Here is a 23,925-nt window from a genome sequence, read left to right on the forward strand (position 1 = left end):
TTACGCCAAGCTTGTGAGGGCTGACGACTATCATTAGATTAGCCAATAGTTACTCCCCACTATCATAAACAGGCGGGATAAGTATGACCCTGACTGATCAGGCCACCCAGATTCGCCAAGGCGAAGAACTGGATGCCAGCACCATCGATGCCTACCTCAAGCAACAACTGCCTGCTATGAACTTAAGCGGGACGCCTGAAATAAGCCAGTTTCCCGGTGGCGCATCGAACTTAACCTACCTACTGCGCTATCCCGAGCAAGAGTTCGTCCTGCGGCGCCCACCCTTTGGCCGCCGCGCCAAATCCGCGCACGACATGGGCCGCGAGTTCCGCATTCTCAACCAACTGAATGCCGGCTTCCCCTACTGCCCCAAAGCTTACCTGCACTGCACCGATCCAGCGGTGATTGGGGATGAGTTTTATGTGATGCAGCGCGTCAATGGCATCATTTTGCGTAGCGATATGCCGGCTGAGCTGAATTTTTCAGCTGAGCAAACCCGCGCCCTGTGCGAAAGCTTTATCGATAAGCTAGTCGAGCTGCACAACGTTGATTACCAAGCCTGCGGCTTGGGCGATTTAGGCAACCCGCAAGGCTACGTTAAACGCCAAATCGAAGGCTGGACCGACCGCTACGACAAAGCCATCACACCAGACGCCCCCAGCTGGCAAGCAGTGAAGCAATGGCTGCACGACAAAATGCCAGCGGATCATCCCAAGCCCGGCATTGTGCACAACGATTACCGCTTCGATAACGTCCTGCTTAACCCAGACAACCCAATGCAGATCATTGGCGTATTGGATTGGGAACTGACCACCATTGGCGATCCGCTGATGGATCTCGGCAACACCTTGGCTTACTGGATTGAAGCCAGCGACCCGCAACCGATGCAACTGATGCGCCGCCAGCCGAGCAACGCGGCCGGCATGCTGACCCGCGCCGAGTTTGTTGCTTATTACGCGGAAAAAGCCGGTCTCAAGATCGACAACTTTGATTACTACTACTGCTACGGCTTGTTCCGCTTGGCGGGCATCGTGCAGCAAATCTACTACCGCTACTACCACGGCCAAACGCAAGACAAGCGCTTTGCCCAGTTCATCATGATGAACAAACTGCTCGAACAAGTAGCCCTTAACGTCATCAACCAATCAACGCTGTAAGCGGAGACTTTCATGGAAAAGACCGACCTGTTTAACCTCGACGGCAAAGTGGCCCTAGTAACCGGCGCCAGCCGCGGCATTGGTGAAGCTATCGCCCGCTTACTAGCCCAGCAAGGCGCCCACGTGATTGTTTCTAGCCGCAAGCTTGAGGGCTGCGAAGCCGTTGCCGCAAGCATTCGCGCCGATGGCGGCCAAGCCACCGCACTGGCTTGCCATATTGGCGAAATGGAGCAAATCAGCGCTGCCTTTGCCGCGATTAAAGAACAGTTCGGCAAGCTCGATGTATTGGTCAACAACGCGGCGACCAATCCGCAGTTTTGCCATGTACTCGACACCGATTTGGTCGCGTTTCAGAAAACCGTTGATGTGAATATTCGCGGCTATTTCTTTATGTCCGTCGAAGCCGGCAAACTGATGAAAGCTAACGGCGGCGGCAGCATCATTAACGTTGCGTCGATCAACGGTGTATCCCCCGGCCATTTCCAGGGCATCTACTCGGTGACCAAAGCGGCGGTGATCAACATGACCAAGGTCTTCGCCAAAGAGTGCGCAGGCTTAGGCATTCGCTGCAACGCCCTACTGCCAGGCTTGACCGATACTAAGTTTGCCTCCGCGCTGACCAGCAACGACGCCATCCTTAAAACCGCGCTACAACGCATCCCCATGAGCCGCGTTGCCATGCCAGAAGAGATGGCCGGCACCGTGCTGTATCTCGCCAGCGCAGCTTCTAGCTACACCACCGGCGTAACGCTAAACGTCGACGGCGGCTTTTTGTCGTAAGCACCACCTGCGCGCACTAACGACAAAGGGGCCTGCTGGCCCCTTTGTCGTCTTTCGCTAAAACTCACTGCCAATCTTGCAACGCTTGTTCGGCAGCCTGATTCAAGGGCTCCACCAACAACCCCGTCGCGCTTTGCCGCACAGCAAATAAGGCCCCGTCCGCCATCGGCAGGAAGGTCACGCGGCCGGCTTCGGGCTTAAACATCATGAGGTCACGCTCGGACTCGCGCAGCCAGCGCCAAAAATCGATACCGTACAAACTGCTCGCCAGCGGCGTATGGCTCGGCAGCGAGTTGTTTTGCTGCTCAAGCGCCAAATAACGCCCGGCCAAGGCTTCAAGCCGATAAGCCGTTTGAAAGCCCAAGATCGCAGCCAAGCCTTTGAATTGCAGTACGCGCACATCCAGCTGCCACAAGTCGCCGCGCATCTCGTACAAGCGCTCTTCGCCATGCTCTTGCAAGGTCACACGAAACTGTTGCGGCCCTTGACGCTGAAAACTCAAGGTCGCTAGCGGCTTATCGCTGGGTAACACTTGGTAGCTGGTCACATCCCAAGCGATCAAGCCAACCACCGCACTGACCGCCAAAATCAGCAAGCCCAAGGTGCCGCGCAACCAGCCCAGCAGCCAGTTACCGCCCAGCAATACGCGCAGCGCTACCACGCCGCAAACCAGCGCCAGCAAACCCACCAATAGCGCCAAACCCAAATACTGCATGTATGCCTCTTCCCTGTTAGGATCGATGCCCGAATTATGCGTGTCACACCAGCTCGCCGCCAGCCGAGGCGTTCACAGACTGACAAAGGATTGTTATGCCTTTTGAAATGATGGTTTCGCCAGAGGTGGTTCTGATCTTGGCGGTCGTCGCTTTTATCGCCGGTTTTATCGATGCTATTGCCGGCGGCGGCGGTTTATTAACCATCCCCGCACTGATGATGGCCGGCCTACCCGGGCACTTAGTTCTGGGCACCAACAAGCTCGCCGCTACGTTTGGCTCAGCCACCGCAGCGCTAACTTTTTATCGGCGCAAATTGTTCAACCCCAGCCAATGGCAACCCGCTTTGATTGCCACTGCCATTGGCGCCGGCTTAGGCGCTTGGCTGGCGGATGCATTGCCGGCTGAATGGATCAACCAAATGCTGCCGGCCGTGATCTTCGCGTGCGGGCTATACCTGCTGTTTGGCAAAACCCCTGAGCAACCCAGCCACAACGACAGCCCTATTCAACAACGGCGGCAATGGCCACAAGGCCTTGGTCTTGGTTTTTACGACGGTGTGGCCGGCCCCGGTACCGGTGCCTTTTGGACCGTCAGTACCTTGCTGCTGTACCCCTTGGAACTGGTCCGCGCCAGCGGTGTAGCCCGCACCATGAACTTTGTCAGTAACGGCATGGCGCTCGGCGTGTTCGCGCTGCATGGCCATGTTGCTTGGGTGCTGGGCGTCAGCATGGGCGCCGCCTTGATGGTGGGCGCTTTCTTGGGCGCGCGCACGGCGATTGCCGGCGGCTCTAAACTGATCAGACCGGTGTTTATCTTGGTAGTTTTGGCGCTAACCGCTCGCTTAGCCTGGCAACACTGGTTCCACTGACAAGCCACGTTCACGCAAGTACAGATCAATCAGATAGCGCGAAATCGTGGTTTGAGGCGGCAAATGCGGCAACTGATCGAGAGCAAACCAGCGCGCGTCTTCTAGCTCATCGTCGCCCAGCACAATCTCGCCACCTGCGTACTCGGCATGAAAGCCCAGCATTAAAGAGTGCGGCATAGGCCAATTTTGACTGGCAAGGTAGCGTAGGTTGGTCACTTCGACCCCGACCTCTTCACGCACCTCACGAACCAGGCAATCTTCTAAGCTTTCGCCCGGCTCCACAAAGCCCGCCAAGGTACTGTACAGCCCCGGCGGGAAGCGCGAGGCACGCCCCAGCAGAACTTCATCGCCGCGCGTAATCAAGGTAATGATCGAAGGCGACAGCCGCGGATACTGGGTGAGATGACACGCAGCGCAATGAGCGCCACGCTCATAGCTATGCAGCGTGGTCGGCGCACCACAGCTACCGCAGAAACGATGCTGACGGGCCCACAAGCCAATTTGGGTAGCATATCGATACAGCGCAAACTCATCACCGCCAGCACTGAACATCAGTTGCCGCACCGCCTGCCACTGCCCTATGGCAGGGTCAGGCTCGGGCAACTCGATCAACAGTACGCGCTCTCCGCGCCAGCGCCCAAGGGGCGCCTCCAACAAGCTATCGATACCACGTGAGCGCCAGAAAGCCAGCGGCAACAAGGCACCGTACTCATCGCAGAGAAACTGCTGCTGGCTGTGCACCAGCACCCACTGCACAGGTTCAGTGGGGGCAAACAGCTCGGCCTGCCAGCTCATAAGCGCGTTACGCCGTCATACCCAGTGCGCGAACACTTTCACTGGCCAAGCCCAACACGTCAGGCTGACCGACCACGGCTTTAGCGCCACCCTCTAGGAAATACTCAAGGCTGGTCAGCGCATCGGCCAAAGTTTCCAGCATTTGCTCAGAGGGCATACCGCCGCTTTCAAGCATGTGCTGCTGAATATAATCAGCGCACAAACCAATCAACTCGCCAGCGCGTTGCTGCTCAAGGAACCACAAACCGCCGCGCACCGCTTGCAAGCTGCTGGGCACGTTAGCCAGATGCAGCTTGTCGCCGTTGGACTCCAGATAAGCGGTGATCGCACGTTTGGCCAGTGCTAAGCCGGAAGCGGCTTCATCCAGCAAAACAATGCGCGCCTCGGCCAATTGGTTGGCGGCAAACGACTCAGCCTCACTACCGGGCGTCACTTCAGCGGGGCGCAAGTTGCGCTCACCACGTTCAAGACTGGCTACCATGCTTTCGGTGTACAGCACCGCATCGGCCAAGCGGTTAAGTTCTTCACGTGGGCCAAGCTGTTCAGCATCAATCCAGCGCTTGACCACTGGCAGCTGCGCATCTAAAGCGTTACCCGCCGACGTTAGCCCAACAACGCCCAAGGTTTTAGCTAAGCGTCCTAACAAGGCATGCAGTTGCGCAAAGGCATCGCTTTGCGCGGCGCCACGCTCAATCAAGTCGACCAGATCTTTCAGGCCAGAAAGCTCTTCACGCAACGCCACCGACACTGAACGCATCACAGAATGACCGGGGCCGGCCATTTGCTGATATTGCTCTTCAAGATACTGATCATTGAACGGTAGCGCAGTGAGGTTGAACACCTGCTTTACCTGACTCGCCAACGGGCCTTTGCCATCACCGACGGCCACGACATAGAGCAGTTCCTTGAGCAGCGGCTGCGGCTCGTTGTAACCGGCCGAGGCCGTCATGATTTGGCGCAATTCACGATCGACGCGCGCAAACAAGCGCTTGCGCGACGGGCGCAGCAGCATGTGTGCATCAACCATGGTTTCCAGCGCGGCGGCCGCTGCCCAGCACAGACGCGTCAGCGGGCCTGCGCCTAACTGACCATCGAGACGATGCAGGGCGCGGCTCATGATTTTCATGCCGGCGTAAGGTTTGTTCTCGCGCAGCAAATCCAGCAAGCCCACTTGATACATCTGCCGTAAGCGCTTTTGCAGCACGGGGTTATCTTCGGGCACGCCTTGCGTGGCGCGCTTGTGATCTAGGCGCACGCTGAAGAAGTAGCTCTCATCCAGCAAAGGCTCGTTGCACACCTGACGCAGCTCATTAATCACAGGGATTAACAACTCAGGCAGCTCAACACGATTGGTTTCGAGATTTTCTAAGTAACGACGCAAGACAAACAAGGCGTTGCTGATGGCAGATAATTGGCCATCGCGTTCGCTACCAGCGCCTTCAGGAATATCGGTGGCCGCTTGGCACATTTCACGCGCCAGCAAAGCAGCACCGGGCAAATCAACAATGCGCAGCGTGCCTTGAATTTGCTGTAAACATTCAACCGAAGCCTGCAACAAACTGCTGTTGTCGCGCTCAGCAATAAAATGCTCGAGATTCTGCTCCGCCTGCTCCATGGTCGCAAACAGCACATCGCGAACCATGCTCAAAGAGTTGGCGCCACTGCTCATGCTCTATGCATCTCCCAAGCCGATCATTGTCAGCCTTTGTGATTATGTTTGTGTCTAGCGTCATGTCTGCCGCAATGACTCAACGTCATCATGGCTGACATTATTCAGCGCGCAATCCAAGGTTGGATTTTTCTTTCCGTGCCTTGGCAAATTCATCAGCTAAGCTCTGGATTTAGCAACAGTTTGCCCAGAGTGCCGATCACTATAACAAGCAAGCACTAAATGTCGATGCCGACACGTTCTAGGTTTATGCACAAACTGGCAAAAAACAGCAGCGGGCATGGCCACTTAACGGCAAAACTGTACTTTTATTGCTTGAGCAGTACCCTAGCCGCCAAATGACTCAGTTAGTGATGTTAATCATTAGAATAAGGAACACACCATGCCACACGCCTATGCCACGTTAGGCCAAGCGTTTAGCCAGAGCTTTTTGGGGCACGCGCCCAACTGGTACAAAAAAACCATTCTGGCTTTTTTGCTGCTTAACCCGCTAATCCTGTATGCCTTAGGCCCCGTTGTGGCGGGCTGGCTGCTGGTGATTGAGTTCATCTTCACCCTCGCCATGGCACTCAAGTGTTATCCGCTGCAACCCGGCGGCTTGCTGGTGATTGAGGCGCTGATTATCGGTCTCACCACGCCGACCATGCTGTACAAGGAAGTCGAACACAACTTCCCGGTGATCCTGCTGCTGATGTTTATGGTGGCGGGCATCTACTTTATGAAGGATCTGCTGTTATTCACCTTCACGCGCATCCTGCTTACCGTGCGTTCCAAGGCCATGCTGTCATTGATTTTCTCGCTGATGTGCGCGGTGTTATCGGCATTTCTGGATGCTTTGACCGTCACCGCCGTGATTATCAGCGTGGCCGTTGGCTTTTACTCGGTGTACCACAAGGTGGCTTCGGGCAAAAAACTGCATGATGACCACCACATCCTTACCGACAGCGAAATCGTTGAAGTACACCACAACGACCTAGAGCAATTTCGCTCCTTCTTACGTTCGCTGTTGATGCACGGCGCGGTCGGCACGGCGCTAGGCGGCGTGTGCACTTTAGTTGGCGAGCCGCAAAACCTGCTGATCGGTAACGAAGCAGGCTGGCACTTTGTCGATTTCTTTCTTGTCATGGCGCCCGTCACACTGCCCGTTTTAGTCGCCGGCTTAGTGACTTGCTTCCTCTTGGAAAAGACCCATTGGTTTGGTTATGGCGCAGAGCTCCCCGAGCCTGTCCGCCTCATTCTCTGGGATTTTGCCGAGCACGAACGCCTGAGCATGACCCACGGCCACCGCGCCCATCTGATCATCCAAGCCATCGCCGCGGTGCTACTGATTTTGGCGCTGGCCTTTCACGTTGCGGAAGTCGGCTTGATCGGCTTGATGATCATCGTGCTGATCACCGCGTTTGTCGGCATCACCGAAGAACACGCCATCGGTAAGGCCTTTGAAGAAGCGCTACCGTTCACCTCGTTGTTGGTGGTGTTCTTTGCTGTCGTCGCCGTAATTCACGAGCAACACCTGTTCACACCGGTGATCAACTGGGTGCTGGCGCTGCCTGAGAGGCAACAACCGGGCATGTTCTTTATTGCCAACGGTTTACTCTCGGCCATCAGCGACAACGTGTTTGTGGCGACCGTGTACATCAGCGAAGTGAAACAAGCATTGGTCGATGGCACCATCAGCCGCGAGCACTTCGAGCGCTTGGCTGTGGCCATCAACACCGGCACTAACCTGCCCAGTGTGGCGACCCCTAATGGTCAAGCGGCGTTCTTGTTCTTGCTGACCAGCGCCATCGCGCCCTTGGTTAAGCTGTCTTACGGCCGCATGGTCTGGATGGCCCTGCCCTACACCATCGTGATGGGTGGCTTGGGTTGGGTTGGCGTTAGCTACTTCTTGTAAGCGCTAGCCACAACAAAAAGCCCAGCCTGATGTGCTGGGCTTTTTGTTGCCTGCAGCAACCGCAACAGCCATTACTCGACAATGCAGTCCATCAATAACTGACCGCGTTCATCACGGCGCAGCCCGTGAATATCACTCTCAAAGCCCGGAAACTGCACATCCAGTTGACGCGCAAAACGCAGATAACCCCGAATCGCATCATCGCCGATGGCAAACCGTTCGCCCGGCATGATCAATGGAATGCCCGGCGGGTAAGGCACCAGCATCACCGCGGCGATCCGCCCTTCCAGCTGATCCAGCGGCACAGGCTCAACAGCCCCATGCACGAGCCGATCGTATGCATCGGCAGGGCTCAGCACCAATTGCGGCAACTCGGTGTACATCGCGCGCAGGGTGCGCGGCGCATGATGCTGGCGATAGCAGCTGTGCAACTCATCGCACAGTTCACGCAACCCCATGCGCGCGTAGCGTTGCGGTGTTTTGCTGCAGATCGATGGCAATGCCTCGGTCAACGGCGCGTTGTCATCGTACAAGCGCTTAAACTCTAAAAGCTCGGTGACCAAGGTGCTCCATTTGCCTTTGGTAATGCCCATGGAGAACAGCACCAAGAAGGAATACAGGCCGGTTTTCTCCACCACCAAGCCGCGCTCCCACAAGAACTTGCTCACCACCACGGCGGGAATGCCTTGCTCGGCATGCGTGCCATCCACCGATAGCCTAGGCATCAACAAGGTCACCTTGATCGGATCTAGCAGCGCGTAGCCTTCATCCAGCCCAGCAAAGCCATGCCAATCGGCGCTCGGTGACAGTTGCCAATCTTGGCTTTGGGCCTGCTCGGTGCCTTCCACGGCCTCCGGCTGCCATACGCTAAACCACCAGTCACCGGCGCGCAGGTTTTGCCGAATCAAGCTCAAAGCGCGGCGAAAGCTCAAAGCCTCATCAAACGTTTCTTGGATCAACGAGCGCCCGGCCGGCCCTTCCATCATTGCCGATGCCACATCCAACGAGGCAATGATGCCGTACTGCGGCGAGGTCGAGGTGTGCATCATGAAAGCATCATTAAAGCGCTCTACATCGAGGCTGCGCGCCTCGCTGTTTTGCACATGAATCATCGATGCCTGACTGAACGCCGCGAGCATTTTGTGCGTGGAGTGCGTTGCGAACACCAGCGGATGCTGGCAACGCTCGCGACCATGCGACACGCCCATGCCGTTGCGACCGGCATAAAATTCATGAAACGCCGCGTAGGCAAACCACGCCTCGTCAAAGTGCAGCACATCGACGCGCGAGCCCAGCTCATCACGAATCATGTCGGCGCTGTAGCACAGGCCATCGTAGGTGGAGTTAGTCACCACGCAGAGCTTAACTTTGGCCTCACGACCCGCCGCCAAAGGGTTGGCGGCAATCTTGGCCGCGATGGATTCGGCGCTGAATTCGCTGCGTGGAATCGGCCCGATAATGCCCAGCTCGTTACGGGTAGGACACAAATACAACGGAATGGCACCGGTCATGATGATCGCGTGCAAAATCGATTTATGGCAGTTGCGATCGACCAAGACCAAGTCGCCACGGCCAACCATGGCGTGCCAGACAATCTTATTCGCCGTTGAGGTGCCGTTGATCACAAAAAAGGTGTGGTCCGCGCCAAAGTTGCGCGCCGCCCGGGCCTCCGCCTCGGCCAAGGGGCCGGTGTGATCCAGTAATGACCCCAACTCCGGCACCGATACCGACAAATCCGAACGTAGGGTGTTTTCACCAAAAAACTCGTGAAAAGCCTGACCGACGGGACTTTTCCGGTATGCCACACCGCCCCCATGCCCCGGCGTATGCCACGAATAATTCGACTGCGCGGTGTGCTGCAGCAAGGCGCGAAAGAACGGCGGCAGCAGCGCATCCAAATAGCTGCGCGCGGCACGCGTGACCTGCCGCGCCAAGAACGACACGGTGTCTTCATACAGGTACAAAATGCCGCGCAACTGATTGAGGTCAGCCATCACCTCAGCCGGCGCATTTTCTAAGGTGGTTTGTTCGCCAAGGGCAAAAATCGGCAATTTTGGCGAACGCACCCGTGCCACACGAATCAGGTCGATCACATCGCTCAATAAGCGCTGGTTTTCGCCCACCCCTTCCGCCGCGACTAACACGCAGGCCAAACCATGGTGGGTAGCGGCGACAATACGACCGTCGCTCGCACTGGCGGTGAGCAGCACGCTTAAACCTTCTTCTTCCAAGGCTTTGGCAATCGCACGCACGCGTTCGCCAGCGACGCTGTCGGTTTTGATGTCGCGGTGCACGATCAGCACCGGAAAATTCAGATCTTTGTACATGCGCTTCCTTAATCGGCGGCACGCCTTGTTGTTCTCGTCAGCCTAGAACGGCAAGCGCCAGTAAGGAAATAACTCAGTACGTGAAATGTCGCTTAGATATAACTCGACCGCCGCATTGCTCCGCGACAGCCGGTTAAAGCGGCGTCACTCGCCGCCGGGCAGCGCCAGCGTACGCCACAGCGCCGTGCCGCCGCAGGACTTATCAATAATCGCCAGCCGCGCTTCGTGCGCTTCTAGCTCGCTGGCATTGGCGGCAATCACCGGCAACGCCGCACGACCTGCCGCAAGGCGTCGAATCGCGGTCGAGGACTGCGCATCACCACCTTCCGCACCTTGGTTGGCCAACGACAGGCTAGTCTGCCCACCGGTCATCGCTAGGTAGACGTCCGCCAGAATCTCGGCATCGAGCAAAGCGCCGTGCAAGTCGCGACCGGAGTTATCGACGCCATAGCGCTTACACAACGCATCGAGGCTATTACGCTGCCCCGGATGGCGTTCACGGGCCATCTTCAAGGTATCGAGAATGCCGCAGAAGTCCTCAACGGCAGCGTAGTCGGTGCCCTTAGCACTATTGAGGCGAGCAAATTCTGCGTTCAAAAAGCCGACGTCAAAGTCCGCGTTATGAATGACCAGCTCGGCGCCTTGGATAAAGGCGAAGAAATCTGCTGCGGCCTCAGCAAAACGTGGCTTATCCGCAAGAAACTCATTGCTGATGCCATGAACTTGGAAGGCGCCCTCGTCCACTTCGCGGTCGGGCTGCAGGTAAACGTGATAATGCCGACCGGTTAAGCGGCGTCCGACCAGCTCGACGCAGCCGATCTCGATCACCCGATGGCCATCGCCAACCGGCATACCTGTGGTTTCTGTATCCAATACGACTTGGCGCATAACGACTCGTTGTTATCGATCGGTGGACGGATTAAACGTTTGTTTCTCTTACAGTTCGGCAACGCCACGGTTGGCCAGCTGGTCGGCACGTTCATTGCCGGGGTGGCCGGTATGACCACGCACCCATTGCCATTGAATCTCATGCTTGGCGACTTCGCTATCGAGCTGCTGCCATAAGTCGGCATTTTTAACGGGCTGCTTGGCTGCGGTTTTCCAGCCACGCTTCTTCCAGCCCGGCATCCATTCGTTGATGCCTTTCATGACGTATTCCGAGTCGGTGACCAGACGCACTTGGCACGGCCGCTTGAGCGAAGCCAGTGCCTGAATCGCCGCGGTCAGCTCCATGCGATTATTGGTGGTATCGCGCTCACCGCCCCACAACTCATGTTCATGACCTTTGTAGCACAGCAACGCACCCCAGCCGCCTGGCCCAGGATTGCCCTTGCAAGCACCATCAGTGTAAATCTCGACCACGTCGGTCATGCCGTTTCCTTTGTGCGTTAGGAGGGATCCGCGCTGTTGTTTTGTCGGCGATTGGTGCGCGCGACCGGCATCGGCATCAGCGTCACCACTTTGCCACTGCGCGGTTGCCGCAAGGGCCTGAGACCACTCATCAGCTTACGCGCTTGTAACACGTAGAATCCCGCGCCCGGCAAGGCCAAACGAGCCCCTATGGGCTCTAACAGACTCAAGCGCTGCTGCCAGCGCGGATCAGAAAGCGGCGGACAATAACACCCGAAGCGGCGTTTCTCCACCGCGAAACCCAACAGGTGCAACCAGTCGACCAAGCGGTTTTGGCTCACCGGCTTGAGCCCAACAAAAGGCCGCTGCCGCCAACGATGCTGCAAACCCCAGAGGCTCCACGGATTAAAGCCCAGCACCAACAAGTGCCCACCCGGGCGCACCACGCGCGCCGCTTCACGCAGTAGCGTGTGTGGCGCGGGGCTGAAATCCAAGCCATGTTGCAGCAGCACCATGTCCACGCCGTGCTCTAACACCGGCCACGCTTGCTCGGTGCAGATAATCTCGGCGGCCATCCCTTGCGGGCCTAAGCTGATGCGCCGGCGCAATTGCTGCGCCTCCAACGCCAAGCCATGACACGGGCCGTAATGCACCCAATAACTGCCGAACAGGCTCTCCAGCATGGCTTGCAGCTGCTGCTGTTCGGCGCGCCACAATTGCTGACCGGTGCTGCCGGCAAACCAGCGCCGCGCTTCGAGTAGTGCGTCATGCTGGATTGCCATGAAATCGGCATGGGGTTGAAAACTCGGCATCTCGCTAACACCTCGCTCGGCGATTTCGCCTTGCTTGCTTAGTCTCGCTGGCTTGGCCTTGCTTGGCTTGGCCTTGCTTGGCTTGGCCTTGTTACCATGACGTCACTCGAGGAGAACGCCATGCCACAGCTGATCGCTTTACCCGCCTTCACCGATAACTATATCTGGCTGCTTTACGATGCCAAGCAGCAACGTTGTTTAGTCGTCGATCCTGGTAGCGCCGCGCCCGTCAGCACATGGCTGCAACAACACCCTGAGGTGCAGCTTAGCCACATCTTGATCACGCACCACCACCCCGACCATACCGCAGGCATTGCAGAACTCAAATCCCTGACCGGCGCGACGGTGTGGGGGCCTGCGACAGAAAACATCCCCGAGCGCGACACCGCTCTGCACGGCGGCGAGCAGTGCGCGGTGTTAGGCCAAGCGTGCCGTGTACTCGCCTTACCGGGGCATACGCTGGGGCATATCGCCTATGTGATTGGCGATGCCCAAGCACCGTGGTTATTTTGTGGCGACACCTTGTTCAGCGCGGGTTGCGGGCGACTCTTCGAGGGCAGCCCCGAGCAAATGCAAGCCTCACTAGCGCAGCTCGCCGCCCTGCCGGATGCGACACTGGTGTGCTGCGCGCACGAATACACCGCCAGCAACCTGCGCTTTGCCTTGACCGTCGAACCCGACAACCACGCGCTGCAACAACGCGCCGATGCGGTCGCCCAGCTGCGCCAAGCCCATCAACCCACCCTGCCCAGCACCATCGGCCTAGAACGCGCGACCAATCCTTTTTTGCGCACCGAACAAAGCACCATTGGCAAGAAAATCGACGAATGGCAGGCGTCAAAAAACTCCCGCCAAACCAGCTGCCAGAGCCGTTTTGCTTTGCTGCGACAGTGGAAAGACGTTTTTTGAGACCCCCGTCGTCTTGACCGACCGCCCGTTCATCCACACAATCGCCCGCTTGTCGAACCACATGCCAGACCTTGCCCATGCCTCAACAGCCAAGCAAGTCCCATGTTTGGGATAGCGCGCAGCGCAGCTGCCAACGCCTGAGTTTGACTGCGATCATGCTGTTACTGGGCGCTTGCCAAAGCTTTCAGTCACAGCCTGAGCGCAGCGCACTCGATACCGACTTGCGCCTGCAAGAACCGGTCAGTGAAGTGGTGCTTGAAGACGACAGCACTCCCGAAGACTTGTGGCAGCGCGTGCGTGACGGCCTGCAATTACAAGACGAACTCACCGACGCCAACCCACGTATCGAGCAACAACGCCTGTGGTACGTGAGTAATAGCCGCGCCATCAGCGCCGCGGCTGAACGCAGCCAACCTTATTTGTACTTCATCATCGAGCAACTTGAAGCCAACGACATGCCGCTTGAGCTGGCGTTGTTGCCAATCATTGAAAGCTCGTACAACCCTTACGCCTACTCGCGCAGCCATGCCAGCGGCCTGTGGCAGTTCATTCCCTCCACTGGGCGCAATTTCAATCTCAAGCAAACCCAGTGGTACGACGGCCGCCGCGATGTAACCGCCTCCACTCAAGCGGCGATCAGTTATCTCAAGCGCCTACAAAGCATGTTCAACGGTGACTGGTTGCTGGCCCTGGCCGCTTACAATGCCGGTGAGGGCACCGTCGGGCGCGCCATTGCGCGCAACCAGCAACGCGGCTTGCCGACCGACTATTGGAACTTGCAGCTACCGGGCGAAACGATGAATTACGTGCCCAAGCTGCTGGCGTTGTCGGAGCTATTGATGAGCCCTGCAGCCTACGGGGTCAGCTTCACGCCGGTGGCCAATGAGCCCTACTTCGAAGTGGTCAAACTCAAGCAACAAGTCAACCTGACCAAGCTGGCGAGCCTGTCCGAAATCAGTGAAGACGAGCTCAAACAGCTTAATCCCGCCTTCAAGAAGAACATCACCTTAGATGGCCCCAAAGAACTGCTCATCCCCGTGGATAAGCTGGAAGACTTCACGCTGAGTCTGGCCTCGCTGGACAAGCAGCCAGCCAGCGCCTGGGGGCAATACAAGGTTCGCTCGGGCGATAACCTATCCGCCATTGCCAATCGCTACTCGTTGTCTGTTTCGAGCCTGAAAGAGCTGAATAACCTGCGCAGCAATAATCTGCGCATTGGGCAAACCTTGGTAGTCCCTGACAGCGCGACGAACGTAGCCAGCGTTGCAAAGCAAGCGAGTCCAAGCCCAGCTAACCAGCAGAATCACAAACGCTACACCGTTCGCCGTGGCGACAATCTATGGCAGATCGCGCGCAACCACGGCGTAAGCGTCAAAGATATCCAACGCTGGAACCCGCGCAGCGGCAAAGCGCTCAAGCCGGGGCAGCTGCTGACCTTATATACACGATAAATGCGGCCTGACCGGCCTTAATGGTCCCCTCTGACCTGTAGCGCATGGATGCTTACAGGTCCCTATTCAGTAGGCCACCTTCGAGTGGCCTACGTCATTCTGGGGTGAGCGATTTCACTGCTTTTTCATCGAGCCGTGATGGCTTCCAGGCCGCGATTAATCAACTGCGAAAAGCGCTTAAACGCCACAAACTGCTCGTTGCGCAGCGCCCTGCCAGAACTGCGCGAATCGGCATACAGCACGCCCACCGGGCGGTTACCCGCCATGACCGGAGCAATAAAAAACATGCCCTTGCCGAACTTATCCAATAGCGGCAGGGTGATCAGATCGCTCAGGCTGCTGGTGGCCGGCACCCCCATCCACAGCACTTCACGATCACGCAGCACATAGCTAAACACATGCCGCTGCTCCGGCACATCCACCGGCAATATCCAACCAGCCAACTGCTCAGCAAACCCTTCACCCGTGGCTTGGCGCATCTTAAAACTGCGCTGCCCATCGGTCAGCACCGCCACCATCACCCGCTCAATACCTGCACCTTGGTGCAACCCGCGTAATAGCGTTTCGATCAGCAGATCAACGCTGCCCTTTTTGCTGGCCAGCAAACTCATGTCCTGCAGGCACGCTTGTAACACCTGCAAGTTGGGCTGCAGCAGCCGCGCTTTGCGTTGCTGTTGTTGAAGGGCTATTTGCTCAGGATCGGTTGACGGAATCAGCGATGCCAAACGCTCATCGCCAAACGTGGCAACCACACTGACGGCTTCTTCGGCGCTTTGCAGTACCTGCTGCATCGCCTCATCGGGACTGATGCCGGTGACCGTCGCCATCTCGGCAATCAGGCGCTCCATGCTGGGGGTTTCCCATCCCTTGAGCGAGCTATCGCTGATGCGCACGCCTAATGAGATGGCTTGTAATTGCGCGTCTTTTCGTGGGCCGGTGCCATGTGACAACACCAAGTTTTCTCCAAGATTCCACGCCTTCGCCAGCCCTTGGCTTAACTGCGAAAAGCTCACACCCAGCACTTGTCGCACACAGGCATCGGCATCAGCCCCAGGCTCGCTTTGCAGAGTGAATAAGGTGTCGGCCTCGTCATCGGCACAGCTCCAAAACGCCAGCTCGCCAAGGTGATACAGCAGCGCCGCAACAAACACTTCTTCTTGGTCTTTCACCAGCAAGTAGCCGGCGATATTGCGCGCCTGAACCGCAGCATGAAACGCCCGCGCCAATAACTCGAGCAACTGACTATGCGGCTTATGCTGCAGCAAGGCATCAACCAGCGAGGTCGACAAACTAATGCTGCGCACATTGGCGAAGCCCAACAGCACAATGGCCCGCGAAATCGTACGGATACCTTCTTGCATCGGGTTGTAGTAGGCGCTGTTGGCGACTTTCAGCACTTTCGACGTCAGCGCCGCATCACGCAGCAGCACATCGGCCAACTGTTTAACCGAGGTTTGATCATCACCGGCTAGGCGTTGCAACTCTTGGACGACCGCCGCCAGCGCCGGTAACTCGCTGTCGGTAAAGCGTTGCACCCAATACTCCAGCCCTACGTTTTGCCGCACTACACACCTCGATCATCCACGTCTGCATAACAGCCCCTGCACTCAGCTGTGCTTAAGTACGGCTTAAGTACTGCTTAAGTACTCTTTGCTGGGCCTTGAAAGGCTCGTATTAAAACGGCTTTAGCTCAGTGTAGCCAGCAAAACGCCACCACTCACAAAGAAGCGCCACTTTATTCAACCCCGCGCAAACTGGTACCTTATCCGACTATTTATTAGTCAGGTCTGCTCAACATCATGCCGCGTTTTGTTCTCTCTCTTATTGCTTGCCTTGCCCTGATCGGCCCCGCGCAAGCCGGCGTGATCAAGAGCCATGGCTATACCCAATTTGGCGCACTGAAATACCCCGCTAATTTCTCTCACTTTGCTTGGGTTAATCCGGATGCCCCCAAAGGCGGCACCCTACGGATCATGGGTAACGGCACTTTCGATACGCTCAACCCTTACAGCCTCAAAGGCACCAGCCCCATCGCCACGCCCAACTTTATTCAGTACGGAATTACCGAATTGAATGAGCCGCTGATGGTCGGCAATGGCATCTACGACCCCAACGGCGAAGAACCCTCGACCGCCTACGGCCTGATCGCAAAGAGTGTGGAGTACTCGGAGGATCGCAGCTGGGCAGTATTTAACCTGCGCCCTGAGGCACGCTTTCACGATGGCAAGCCCATTACCGCTTATGACGTGGCGTTCTCTTACCGTTTGCTGCTTAAAGAAGGTCACCCGCAGTACCGCACTTACTTACAGGAAGTCGCGCGGGTCGATATTCTGAGTCGCCACCGCATCCGCTTTATTCTCAAGCGCAGCGGCAATCCACAGCTGATCTTGCAGCTGGCCGAGATTCCGGTGCTGCCACAGCATTATTGGAAAGACCGCGACTTTCGGGCCACCACCTTCGAGCCGCCATTGGGCAGCGGCCCGTACAAGATCACCGAAGTCGTGCCCGGCCGACGCTTAACCTTTGAACGCGTACGCGACTGGTGGGGCGAAAAGCTGCCGGTCAACCGTGGTAAGTACAACCTCAACCGCATGACCGTCGAGTTTTACCGCGACAGCCACGTAGCCTTTGAAGCCTTCAAAGCCGGTGAGTTTGACGTTTACATCGAGCATCAAGCTAAAAACTGGGCCAACGGGTACAACTTTCCGGCACTGCACCGCGGCGCAGTGGTGAAAGAAGAGATTCACCACGATATTCCGACCCAAACCCAAGGCTTTTTCTTCAACACCCGCCGCCCTGTATTTCAAGACCGGCGCGTGCGCGAAGCCTTGGCCCTGCTATTTGATTTCGAGTGGACCAACCGCACGCTGTTTAACGACAGCTACAAGCGCTCGCGTAGCTACTACCCCAACAGTCAGTTTCGCGCCGACGGCCTGCCCATTGGCGACGAATGGCTACTGCTTAAGCCGTTCCGCCAGCAGCTGCCAAAAACCCTGTTTACTCAGCCCATCAATGTTCCTGAAACCCAAGGCCACGGCATTCCCCGCGAAACCCTTCGCCGTGTGCTGACGCTGCTCAACGAGGCGGGTTTCAAGCATCGCGGCGGCGCCTTAGTCGGTCCTGACAATCAGCCTTTGCGCTTTGAAATGTTGTTGGTAAACCCCAACTTTGAGCGCATCTTGCAGCCATTTCGCGAGAACCTCGCACGGGTCGGCATCATCACCGACTTGCGCACCGTTGATCGCTCGCAATACAAGCAGCGCCTCGACGGTTTTGACTTCGACATGATCCTCATGACCCTGTCGCAGTCACTCAGCCCTGGTCTTGAGCAGTGGCAGTACTTCCACTCCAGCCAAGCCAATGTGCGCGGCGCGCGTAACTACGCGGGGGTACAAAGCCCCATTATCGATGAACTGCTCGACCACCTGATCAACGCCAAAACCCGCGAGCGGCAAGTTGCCGCAGCCCGCGCCATTGACCGTGTGTTGATGCGCGAGCACTACATGATCCCCAACTGGTACATCGATTATCACCGCGTGGCGTACTGGAACCGCTTTGAGAAAAGCACCACGCCGCCTTACACCCTAGGTCTAAGGGCTTGGTGGCTTAAACCTGAATACCGCCTGTAAGTATTAAGACAAGGAACCCGCATGCGCCGTACCGCCCTGTTCCTCAGCCTGTGTTTGGCCAGCGTCAGCAGTTTTGCTGCCGGCCAGCACGCCATTACCTTGTATAACGAAGCGCCCAAATACCCCGCCGAATTCAAACACTTTGACTTTGTAAACCCCGACGCCCCACAAGGCGGCACCCTCAGGCTGGCCGGCTTTGGCAGTTTTGACAGCCTTAATCCTTTTATCAGCAAGGGCGTCGCCGGCGATTACCTTAACCTGAGCTATGAAACCCTGACCTTTCATAGCTTGGACGAGCCGTTTACCGAGTACGGCTTGCTGGCTGAAAGCATCGAAAAAGACCCGGCCAACCAGTGGGTGCGTTTTACCTTGCGCCCGCAAGCCCGCTTTCATGATGGGCAAGCGGTTACCGCCGCCGATGTGCAGTTCACCTTTAATGCCCTTTTGCAGCACGGCGCCCCTGCGTATAAAGCCTATTACGCCGACGTCGCTGCGGCGGTCATTGAGTCTGAGCGCGTGATCCGCTTTGACTTCAAACACGCTAACAACCGCGAGCTGCCGATGATTCTCGGTCAGCTGCCGGTGCTACCAGCGCACTGGTGGGCCGAGCGCGATTTCAGCAAAACCAGCTTAGAGGCACCGCTAGGCAGCGGCCCGTATCGTGTCAGCGACGTCGAGGCCGGCCGCCAACTGCGCTTCAGCAAGGTCAACGACTGGTGGGGCAAAGACCTCGCGGTTAATCGCGGCTTTTACAACTTTGCCCACGTGCACGTGGACTACTACCGCGACAACACCGTGGCACTGGAAGCCTTTAAAGCCGGCCAATTCGACTTCAACCTCGAAACCAGCTCTAAAAACTGGGCTACCGCTTACGACACGCCCGCCCTTAAAGACGGCCGCCTGATCAAAGAAGACTTAGAAAATCACAACCCCGCCGGCATGCAAGGCTTTGTGTTTAACCTGCGCCGGCCACTGTTTGCCGACCGCCGCGTGCGCGAAGCTTTAAGCCTGCTATTCGACTTTGAGTGGACCAATCGCCAGTTGTTCTACGGTGCTTACACCCGCACGCGCAGCTACTTTGACAACTCTGAGCTGGCGGCCGTCGGCCTGCCCGATAGTCCACAGCAATACCTGCTCGAGCCTTGGCGCAAACAGTTACCCAGCCAAGTATTTGAGGCGGCCTACCAGCCCAGTAAAACCGATGCCAGCGGCATCATCCGCGAGCAGCGCCGCGCGGCTTTCAAGCTGCTACAAGAGGCTGGGTGGCGCATCGAAGGTGATCAACTGGTCAACGCCGACGGGCAGCCCTTCGTGTTCGAGTTTCTCCTCGCGCAAACTGATTTTGAGCGCGTGCTATTGCCCTACAAGCGCAACCTCAAAGAGCTCGGCATCGATATGCAGCTGCGCCGTGTCGACGTGTCACAGTACATCAACCGTCTCCGTTCACGCGACTTTGACATGGTGGTTTCAGGCTTTGGTCAGTCCAGCTCGCCCGGCAATGAGCAGCGCGAATACTGGCACTCATCAAGCGCCGACAACCCAGGCAGCCGCAATCTTATGGGGCTAAAAGACCCTGCCGTGGACGCACTTGTGGACGGCTTAATCAACGCCGAAACCCGCGACAACCTAGTCAACCATGTGCGCGCCCTCGACCGCGTGCTGCAATGGGGCCACTACGTGGTGCCCAACTGGTACGTCAACACGTGGCGGGTGGCCTATTGGCAACCGCTGCAACGGCCTGCCAATCCTGCCCCGTTGGATTACGCCCTGTTCACTTGGTGGAAAAACCCAGAAGCCACTCCGGCAGCCGCTGCCGACAAGGACTCCAAATAAATGCTGGCTTATATTTTTCGCCGCGTGCTGCTGATTATCCCCACGCTGCTGGGCATTCTGCTGCTGAACTTCATCATCATCCAAGCCGCCCCCGGTGGCCCCGTTGAGCAGATGATCGCCAAGCTCGAAGGCTTTGATGGCGCGACCAGCCGCATCTCCGGCGGCGGCGCTGAGGTCTCGGTCGCCGGCTCCAATTACCGTGGCGCACAAGGCCTAGACCCTGAGCTGATCGCTGAAATTGAAAAAATGTACGGCTTTGATAAGCCGCCCAGCGAGCGCTTCTGGATCATGCTGGTTAACTATCTGCATTTTGACTTTGGCGACAGTTTCTTCCGCGATGCCTCAGTGATCGATCTGATCAAAGAAAAAATGCCCGTCTCCATTTCCCTCGGGCTCTGGAGCACGTTACTGACGTACTTGATCTCCATTCCATTGGGCATCCGCAAGGCGGTCCACCATGGCAGCGCGTTCGATGTCTGGAGCAGCACCGTGGTGATCGTCGGCTATGCGATTCCCGGTTTCTTGCTCGCCATCATGCTGATCGTGGTGTTCGCCGGCGGTAGTTATTTGGACTGGTTCCCACTGCGCGGCCTAACCAGCAACCATTATGAAGACATGAGCCTAGGCCAGCAGCTACTCGACTACTTGTGGCACTTAGTGCTGCCGGTGACTGCGCTGACGATCAGCGGCTTTGCCACCTTAACCCTGCTGACCAAGAACTCCTTTTTGGATGAGATCAACAAGCAGTATGTGGTCACCGCGCGCGCTAAAGGTTTGAGCGAAAACGGCGTGTTGTATGGCCACGTCTTCCGCAACGCCATGCTGATCATCGTGGCGGGCTTTCCGGCCGCCTTTGTCGGTTTGTTCTTCACCGGCTCATTGCTGATTGAGGTGATTTTCTCCCTCGACGGCTTAGGCCTGCTGTCCTTTGAGGCTGCCTTGAATCGAGATTATCCCGTGGTGTTCGGCACGCTGTTTATCTTCACCCTGCTGGGTTTGGTGGTGAAATTGATCGGCGATATCACCTATACCTTGGTCGATCCGCGCATCGACTTCGAAAGTCGGGAGGGCTAAGTCATGCTGCATCGCCTGCTCCCGCGCCTCAACCCGATCAACCAACGCCGCCTACAGCGCTTTATGGCCAACCGCCGCGGCTACTGGTCGCTGTGGGTATTCCTTGTGCTGTTTGGCTTAAGCCTGTTTGCCGAGTTCATCGCCAACGATAAACCTCTGCTGGTGGTGTACGACGGTAGCCTGTACTTCCCGGTGGTCCAGCGCTATGCCGAGACTGACTTTGGCGGCGAGTTTCCCTTAGAGGCCAACTATAAGAGCCCGTATATCCGCGAACTGATCGCCGAAAAAGACGGCTGGATGTTATTCCCGCCGATCCCCTTCAGTTACGACAGCATCAACTTTGATCTCACCGTACCGGCGCCTGCGCCGCCCTCCAGCGGCAATTGGCTCGGCACTGATGATCAAGGCCGCGATGTGTTCGCCCGCGTGATCTATGGCTTTCGCATCTCCGTGCTGTTCGCCCTCACGCTGACCTTAATCAGTTCGGTCATTGGCGTGTTTGCTGGGGCCTTGCAGGGCTTTTACGGCGGCTGGGTCGACTTAGTTGGACAGCGCATTTTAGAAGTCTGGTCAGGCCTGCCAGTGCTGTACCTGCTGATCATCTTGGCCAGCTTTGTGCAGCCCAACTTCTGGTGGCTGCTGGGCATCATGCTGCTGTTCTCTTGGATGAGCTTGGTCGATGTGGTGCGGGCTGAGTTTCTGCGCGGGCGCAATCTTGAATACGTGCGCGCCGCTCGCGCATTGGGCATGGGCAATGGCGCGATCATGTTCCGCCACATTCTGCCCAACGCCATGGTCTCGACCATCACCTTTATGCCCTTCATTTTGACCAGCGCCATCGGCACCCTCACCTCGCTGGACTTCCTAGGCTTTGGCCTGCCCGCAGGCTCACCGTCGCTCGGCGAATTGGTCGCGCAAGGCAAGAGCAACCTGCAAGCGCCGTGGCTGGGCATCAGCGCCTTTATGGTGCTATCGATCATGCTGACTCTTTTGGTGTTCATCGGCGAAGCCGCCCGTGACGCCTTCGACCCGCGGAAATAAATCATGTCGGATCAAGCGCTGCTCACGATTAAAGACCTCACCGTTGAATTCACCCAAGGGCAAACCCGCTCACGCGTCGTTCACGGCGTTAACTTCAGCATTCGCAAAGGCGAGACCCTCGCCCTGGTGGGTGAAAGCGGCTCTGGCAAATCCGTGTCGGCTAACTCCATCCTGCGCCTGCTGCCTAAGGCCATCACCCACTACCCTGAGGGTGAGGTATTACTCGACGGGCAAAACCTGCTTCGCGCCGACGAAAACACCCTGCGCGGTATTCGCGGCAACCGCGTGTCTATGGTGTTCCAAGAACCCATGACTTCGCTCAACCCGCTGCACAGCGTCGGCAAGCAGCTGGCTGAAGTACTGGCCCTGCACAAAGGCCTGAAGGGTGAGGCAGCGCAACAGCGCATCATCGAACTGTTTGAGCTGGTCGGCCTGCCAGAGCCGGCCAAACGCCTGAGCGCTTACCCGCACGAGATGTCCGGCGGCCAACGGCAGCGTGTGGTGATTGCCATGGCGCTGGCCTGCGAGCCAGACCTGTTAATTGCCGACGAGCCGACCACCGCCTTGGACGTCACCGTGCAGCTCAAAATCCTCGACCTGCTGAAGGATTTGCAGGCCCGCTTAGGCATGGCCATTTTGCTGATCAGCCACGATTTGAATCTGGTCCGTCGAATTGCGCACCGCGTATGTGTCATGAAGCAAGGTGAGATCGTCGAAACCAACGATTGTGAAGCTCTGTTCACCTCGCCCCAGCATCCGTACACCCGCGAGTTGATTGAAGCCGACCCCAGTGGCGATCCGGCCAGCAATGCGCCGGGCGAGATTATCTTGCAAGCCGAACAACTGAAGGTCTGGTTTCCGATCAAGAAAGGCATCCTGCGACGCACCGTTGACCACGTTAAAGCCGTCAACGGCATCAGTTTCAGCCTGCCGCGTGGGCATACCTTGGGGATCGTTGGCGAAAGTGGCTCTGGCAAATCAACCTTGGGCATGGCGCTTTTGCGCCTGATCAACAGCGAAGGCCAGATCCGCTTGCACGGCGATAACTTGCAAGGCTTGTCTCAGCAGGCGATTCGCCCGCTGCGCCGACAATTGCAGGTGGTGTTCCAGGACCCGTACGGCAGTCTCAGCCCGCGCATGTCAGTGGGCCAGATTATCGGCGAAGGCTTGGAGATCCACGGTATCGGTACGCCGGCCGAGCGTGAACAGACGATTATTGATGTGCTGAAGGAAGTCGGACTCGACCCCGAAACACGCCATCGCTACCCGCATGAGTTTTCCGGCGGGCAGCGCCAGCGTATTGCCATTGCCCGGGCACTGGTGCTTAAGCCTGAGCTTATCCTGCTGGATGAGCCCACCTCAGCACTGGACCGCACCGTGCAGCGACAGGTGGTCGAATTACTCCGCCAACTGCAGGTTAAGTACAACCTAACCTACTTGTTCATCAGCCATGATTTGGCCGTGGTTAAAGCGCTTAGCCATCAACTGATGGTGGTGCGCCAAGGCCAAGTCGTTGAGCAAGGCGAGGCAGCAGGGATTTTCCGTGAGCCACAGCATGCCTATACCCAGCAGTTGTTAGAGGCCGCTTTTATTCGCCACTAGCACTGCCTAAACAAAAGG

19 protein-coding genes are annotated in these 23,925 nt (G+C 57.2%); 11 read left to right on the forward strand and 8 right to left on the reverse strand.

Annotated features, from left to right (window positions below; genetic code table 11):
- Positions 1 to 83 precede the first annotated feature (83 nt).
- Together MKI83_RS01805 and MKI83_RS01810 are read left to right on the forward strand one after the other, a co-directional pair.
- The gene (locus MKI83_RS01805; RefSeq protein WP_241582986.1) at positions 84 to 1,157 is read left to right on the forward strand and encodes a phosphotransferase family protein; all 1,074 of its coding nucleotides are present in this window, start codon (positions 84 to 86) and stop codon (positions 1,155 to 1,157) included.
- Between the two features lie 12 nt (positions 1,158 to 1,169).
- On the forward strand, positions 1,170 to 1,937 hold the full coding sequence (locus tag MKI83_RS01810; RefSeq protein ID WP_241582987.1) for an SDR family oxidoreductase: 768 nt from the start codon (positions 1,170 to 1,172) through the stop codon (positions 1,935 to 1,937).
- A 64-nt stretch (positions 1,938 to 2,001) separates the two neighbouring features.
- Here the strand turns inward: MKI83_RS01810 and MKI83_RS01815 are convergent, their stop codons facing one another.
- Positions 2,002 to 2,652: a hypothetical protein gene (locus tag MKI83_RS01815; protein WP_241582988.1), complete on the reverse strand. Its 651-nt coding sequence runs from the start codon at positions 2,650 to 2,652 to the stop codon at positions 2,002 to 2,004.
- A gap of 95 nt (positions 2,653 to 2,747) precedes the next feature.
- Between MKI83_RS01815 and MKI83_RS01820 the strand changes: the two genes are divergently transcribed.
- A complete protein-coding gene (locus MKI83_RS01820; RefSeq protein ID WP_241582989.1) occupies positions 2,748 to 3,521 on the forward strand; it encodes a TSUP family transporter in 774 nt (257 codons plus the stop codon).
- Here MKI83_RS01820 and nudC read toward each other — a convergent pair.
- Together nudC and MKI83_RS01830 are read right to left on the reverse strand one after the other, a co-directional pair.
- Positions 3,495 to 4,316, reverse strand: coding sequence for an NAD(+) diphosphatase (gene nudC / locus MKI83_RS01825; protein ID WP_241582990.1), 822 nt, complete (start codon positions 4,314 to 4,316; stop codon positions 3,495 to 3,497). The genes MKI83_RS01820 and nudC overlap by 27 nt on opposite strands.
- Before the next feature lie 7 nt (positions 4,317 to 4,323).
- A complete protein-coding gene (locus MKI83_RS01830; RefSeq protein WP_241582992.1) occupies positions 4,324 to 5,985 on the reverse strand; it encodes a FimL-related protein in 1,662 nt (553 codons plus the stop codon).
- 382 nt (positions 5,986 to 6,367) lie between these two features.
- Here MKI83_RS01830 and nhaB point away from each other — a divergent pair, with 382 nt between their 5' ends.
- Positions 6,368 to 7,879: a sodium/proton antiporter NhaB gene (nhaB, locus tag MKI83_RS01835; RefSeq protein WP_241582994.1), complete on the forward strand. Its 1,512-nt coding sequence runs from the start codon at positions 6,368 to 6,370 to the stop codon at positions 7,877 to 7,879.
- Positions 7,880 to 7,950: 71 nt separating this feature from the next.
- Here nhaB and MKI83_RS01840 read toward each other — a convergent pair whose 3' ends face one another.
- From MKI83_RS01840 to MKI83_RS01855, 4 genes are all read right to left on the reverse strand, one after another.
- Positions 7,951 to 10,206 carry an Orn/Lys/Arg family decarboxylase gene (locus MKI83_RS01840; protein WP_241582996.1) on the reverse strand — a complete coding sequence of 752 codons (2,256 nt, stop codon included), beginning with the start codon at positions 10,204 to 10,206 and terminating at the stop codon, positions 7,951 to 7,953.
- A gap of 144 nt (positions 10,207 to 10,350) precedes the next feature.
- Positions 10,351 to 11,094, reverse strand: a complete 744-nt coding sequence (gene dnaQ, locus MKI83_RS01845) for a DNA polymerase III subunit epsilon (RefSeq protein WP_241582997.1) — start codon at positions 11,092 to 11,094, stop codon at positions 10,351 to 10,353.
- A gap of 48 nt (positions 11,095 to 11,142) precedes the next feature.
- Entirely contained in the window at positions 11,143 to 11,577 is a 435-nt protein-coding gene (gene rnhA, locus MKI83_RS01850; protein ID WP_241582998.1) for a ribonuclease HI, read from the reverse strand.
- A 17-nt stretch (positions 11,578 to 11,594) separates the two neighbouring features.
- Entirely contained in the window at positions 11,595 to 12,368 is a 774-nt protein-coding gene (locus tag MKI83_RS01855; RefSeq protein WP_241582999.1) for a class I SAM-dependent methyltransferase, read from the reverse strand.
- 120 nt (positions 12,369 to 12,488) lie between these two features.
- Between MKI83_RS01855 and gloB the strand changes: the two genes are divergently transcribed.
- Both gloB and MKI83_RS01865 read left to right on the forward strand, forming a co-directional pair.
- A complete protein-coding gene (gloB, locus tag MKI83_RS01860; protein WP_241583000.1) occupies positions 12,489 to 13,277 on the forward strand; it encodes a hydroxyacylglutathione hydrolase in 789 nt (262 codons plus the stop codon).
- A gap of 77 nt (positions 13,278 to 13,354) precedes the next feature.
- Complete coding sequence (locus tag MKI83_RS01865) at positions 13,355 to 14,728, forward strand: LysM peptidoglycan-binding domain-containing protein (protein WP_241583001.1); 1,374 nt, start codon at positions 13,355 to 13,357, stop codon at positions 14,726 to 14,728.
- 125 nt (positions 14,729 to 14,853) lie between these two features.
- Here the strand turns inward: MKI83_RS01865 and MKI83_RS01870 are convergent, their stop codons facing one another.
- Positions 14,854 to 16,293, reverse strand: coding sequence for an HDOD domain-containing protein (locus tag MKI83_RS01870; protein ID WP_241583002.1), 1,440 nt, complete (start codon positions 16,291 to 16,293; stop codon positions 14,854 to 14,856).
- Positions 16,294 to 16,527: 234 nt separating this feature from the next.
- On the opposite strand from MKI83_RS01870, the gene MKI83_RS01875 reads away from it, so the two are divergent.
- Genes MKI83_RS01875 through MKI83_RS01895 form a run of 5 tightly spaced genes read left to right on the forward strand, consistent with a single transcriptional unit; the run spans position 16,528 to position 23,907 of the window.
- Complete coding sequence (locus tag MKI83_RS01875; RefSeq protein ID WP_241583003.1) at positions 16,528 to 18,357, forward strand: extracellular solute-binding protein; 1,830 nt, start codon at positions 16,528 to 16,530, stop codon at positions 18,355 to 18,357.
- Between the two features lie 21 nt (positions 18,358 to 18,378).
- On the forward strand, positions 18,379 to 20,190 hold the full coding sequence (locus MKI83_RS01880) for an extracellular solute-binding protein (RefSeq protein ID WP_241583004.1): 1,812 nt from the start codon (positions 18,379 to 18,381) through the stop codon (positions 20,188 to 20,190).
- Entirely contained in the window at positions 20,191 to 21,264 is a 1,074-nt protein-coding gene (locus MKI83_RS01885; RefSeq protein WP_241583006.1) for a microcin C ABC transporter permease YejB, read from the forward strand.
- Between the two features lie 3 nt (positions 21,265 to 21,267).
- Positions 21,268 to 22,305, forward strand: coding sequence for an ABC transporter permease (locus MKI83_RS01890; RefSeq protein WP_241583007.1), 1,038 nt, complete (start codon positions 21,268 to 21,270; stop codon positions 22,303 to 22,305).
- A 3-nt stretch (positions 22,306 to 22,308) separates the two neighbouring features.
- Positions 22,309 to 23,907, forward strand: a complete 1,599-nt coding sequence (locus MKI83_RS01895) for an ABC transporter ATP-binding protein (RefSeq protein ID WP_241583008.1) — start codon at positions 22,309 to 22,311, stop codon at positions 23,905 to 23,907.
- Positions 23,908 to 23,925 lie beyond the last annotated feature (18 nt).

It is taken from the genome of Atopomonas sediminilitoris (assembly GCF_022601735.1).
GTDB lineage: Bacteria > Pseudomonadota > Gammaproteobacteria > Pseudomonadales > Pseudomonadaceae > Atopomonas > Atopomonas sediminilitoris.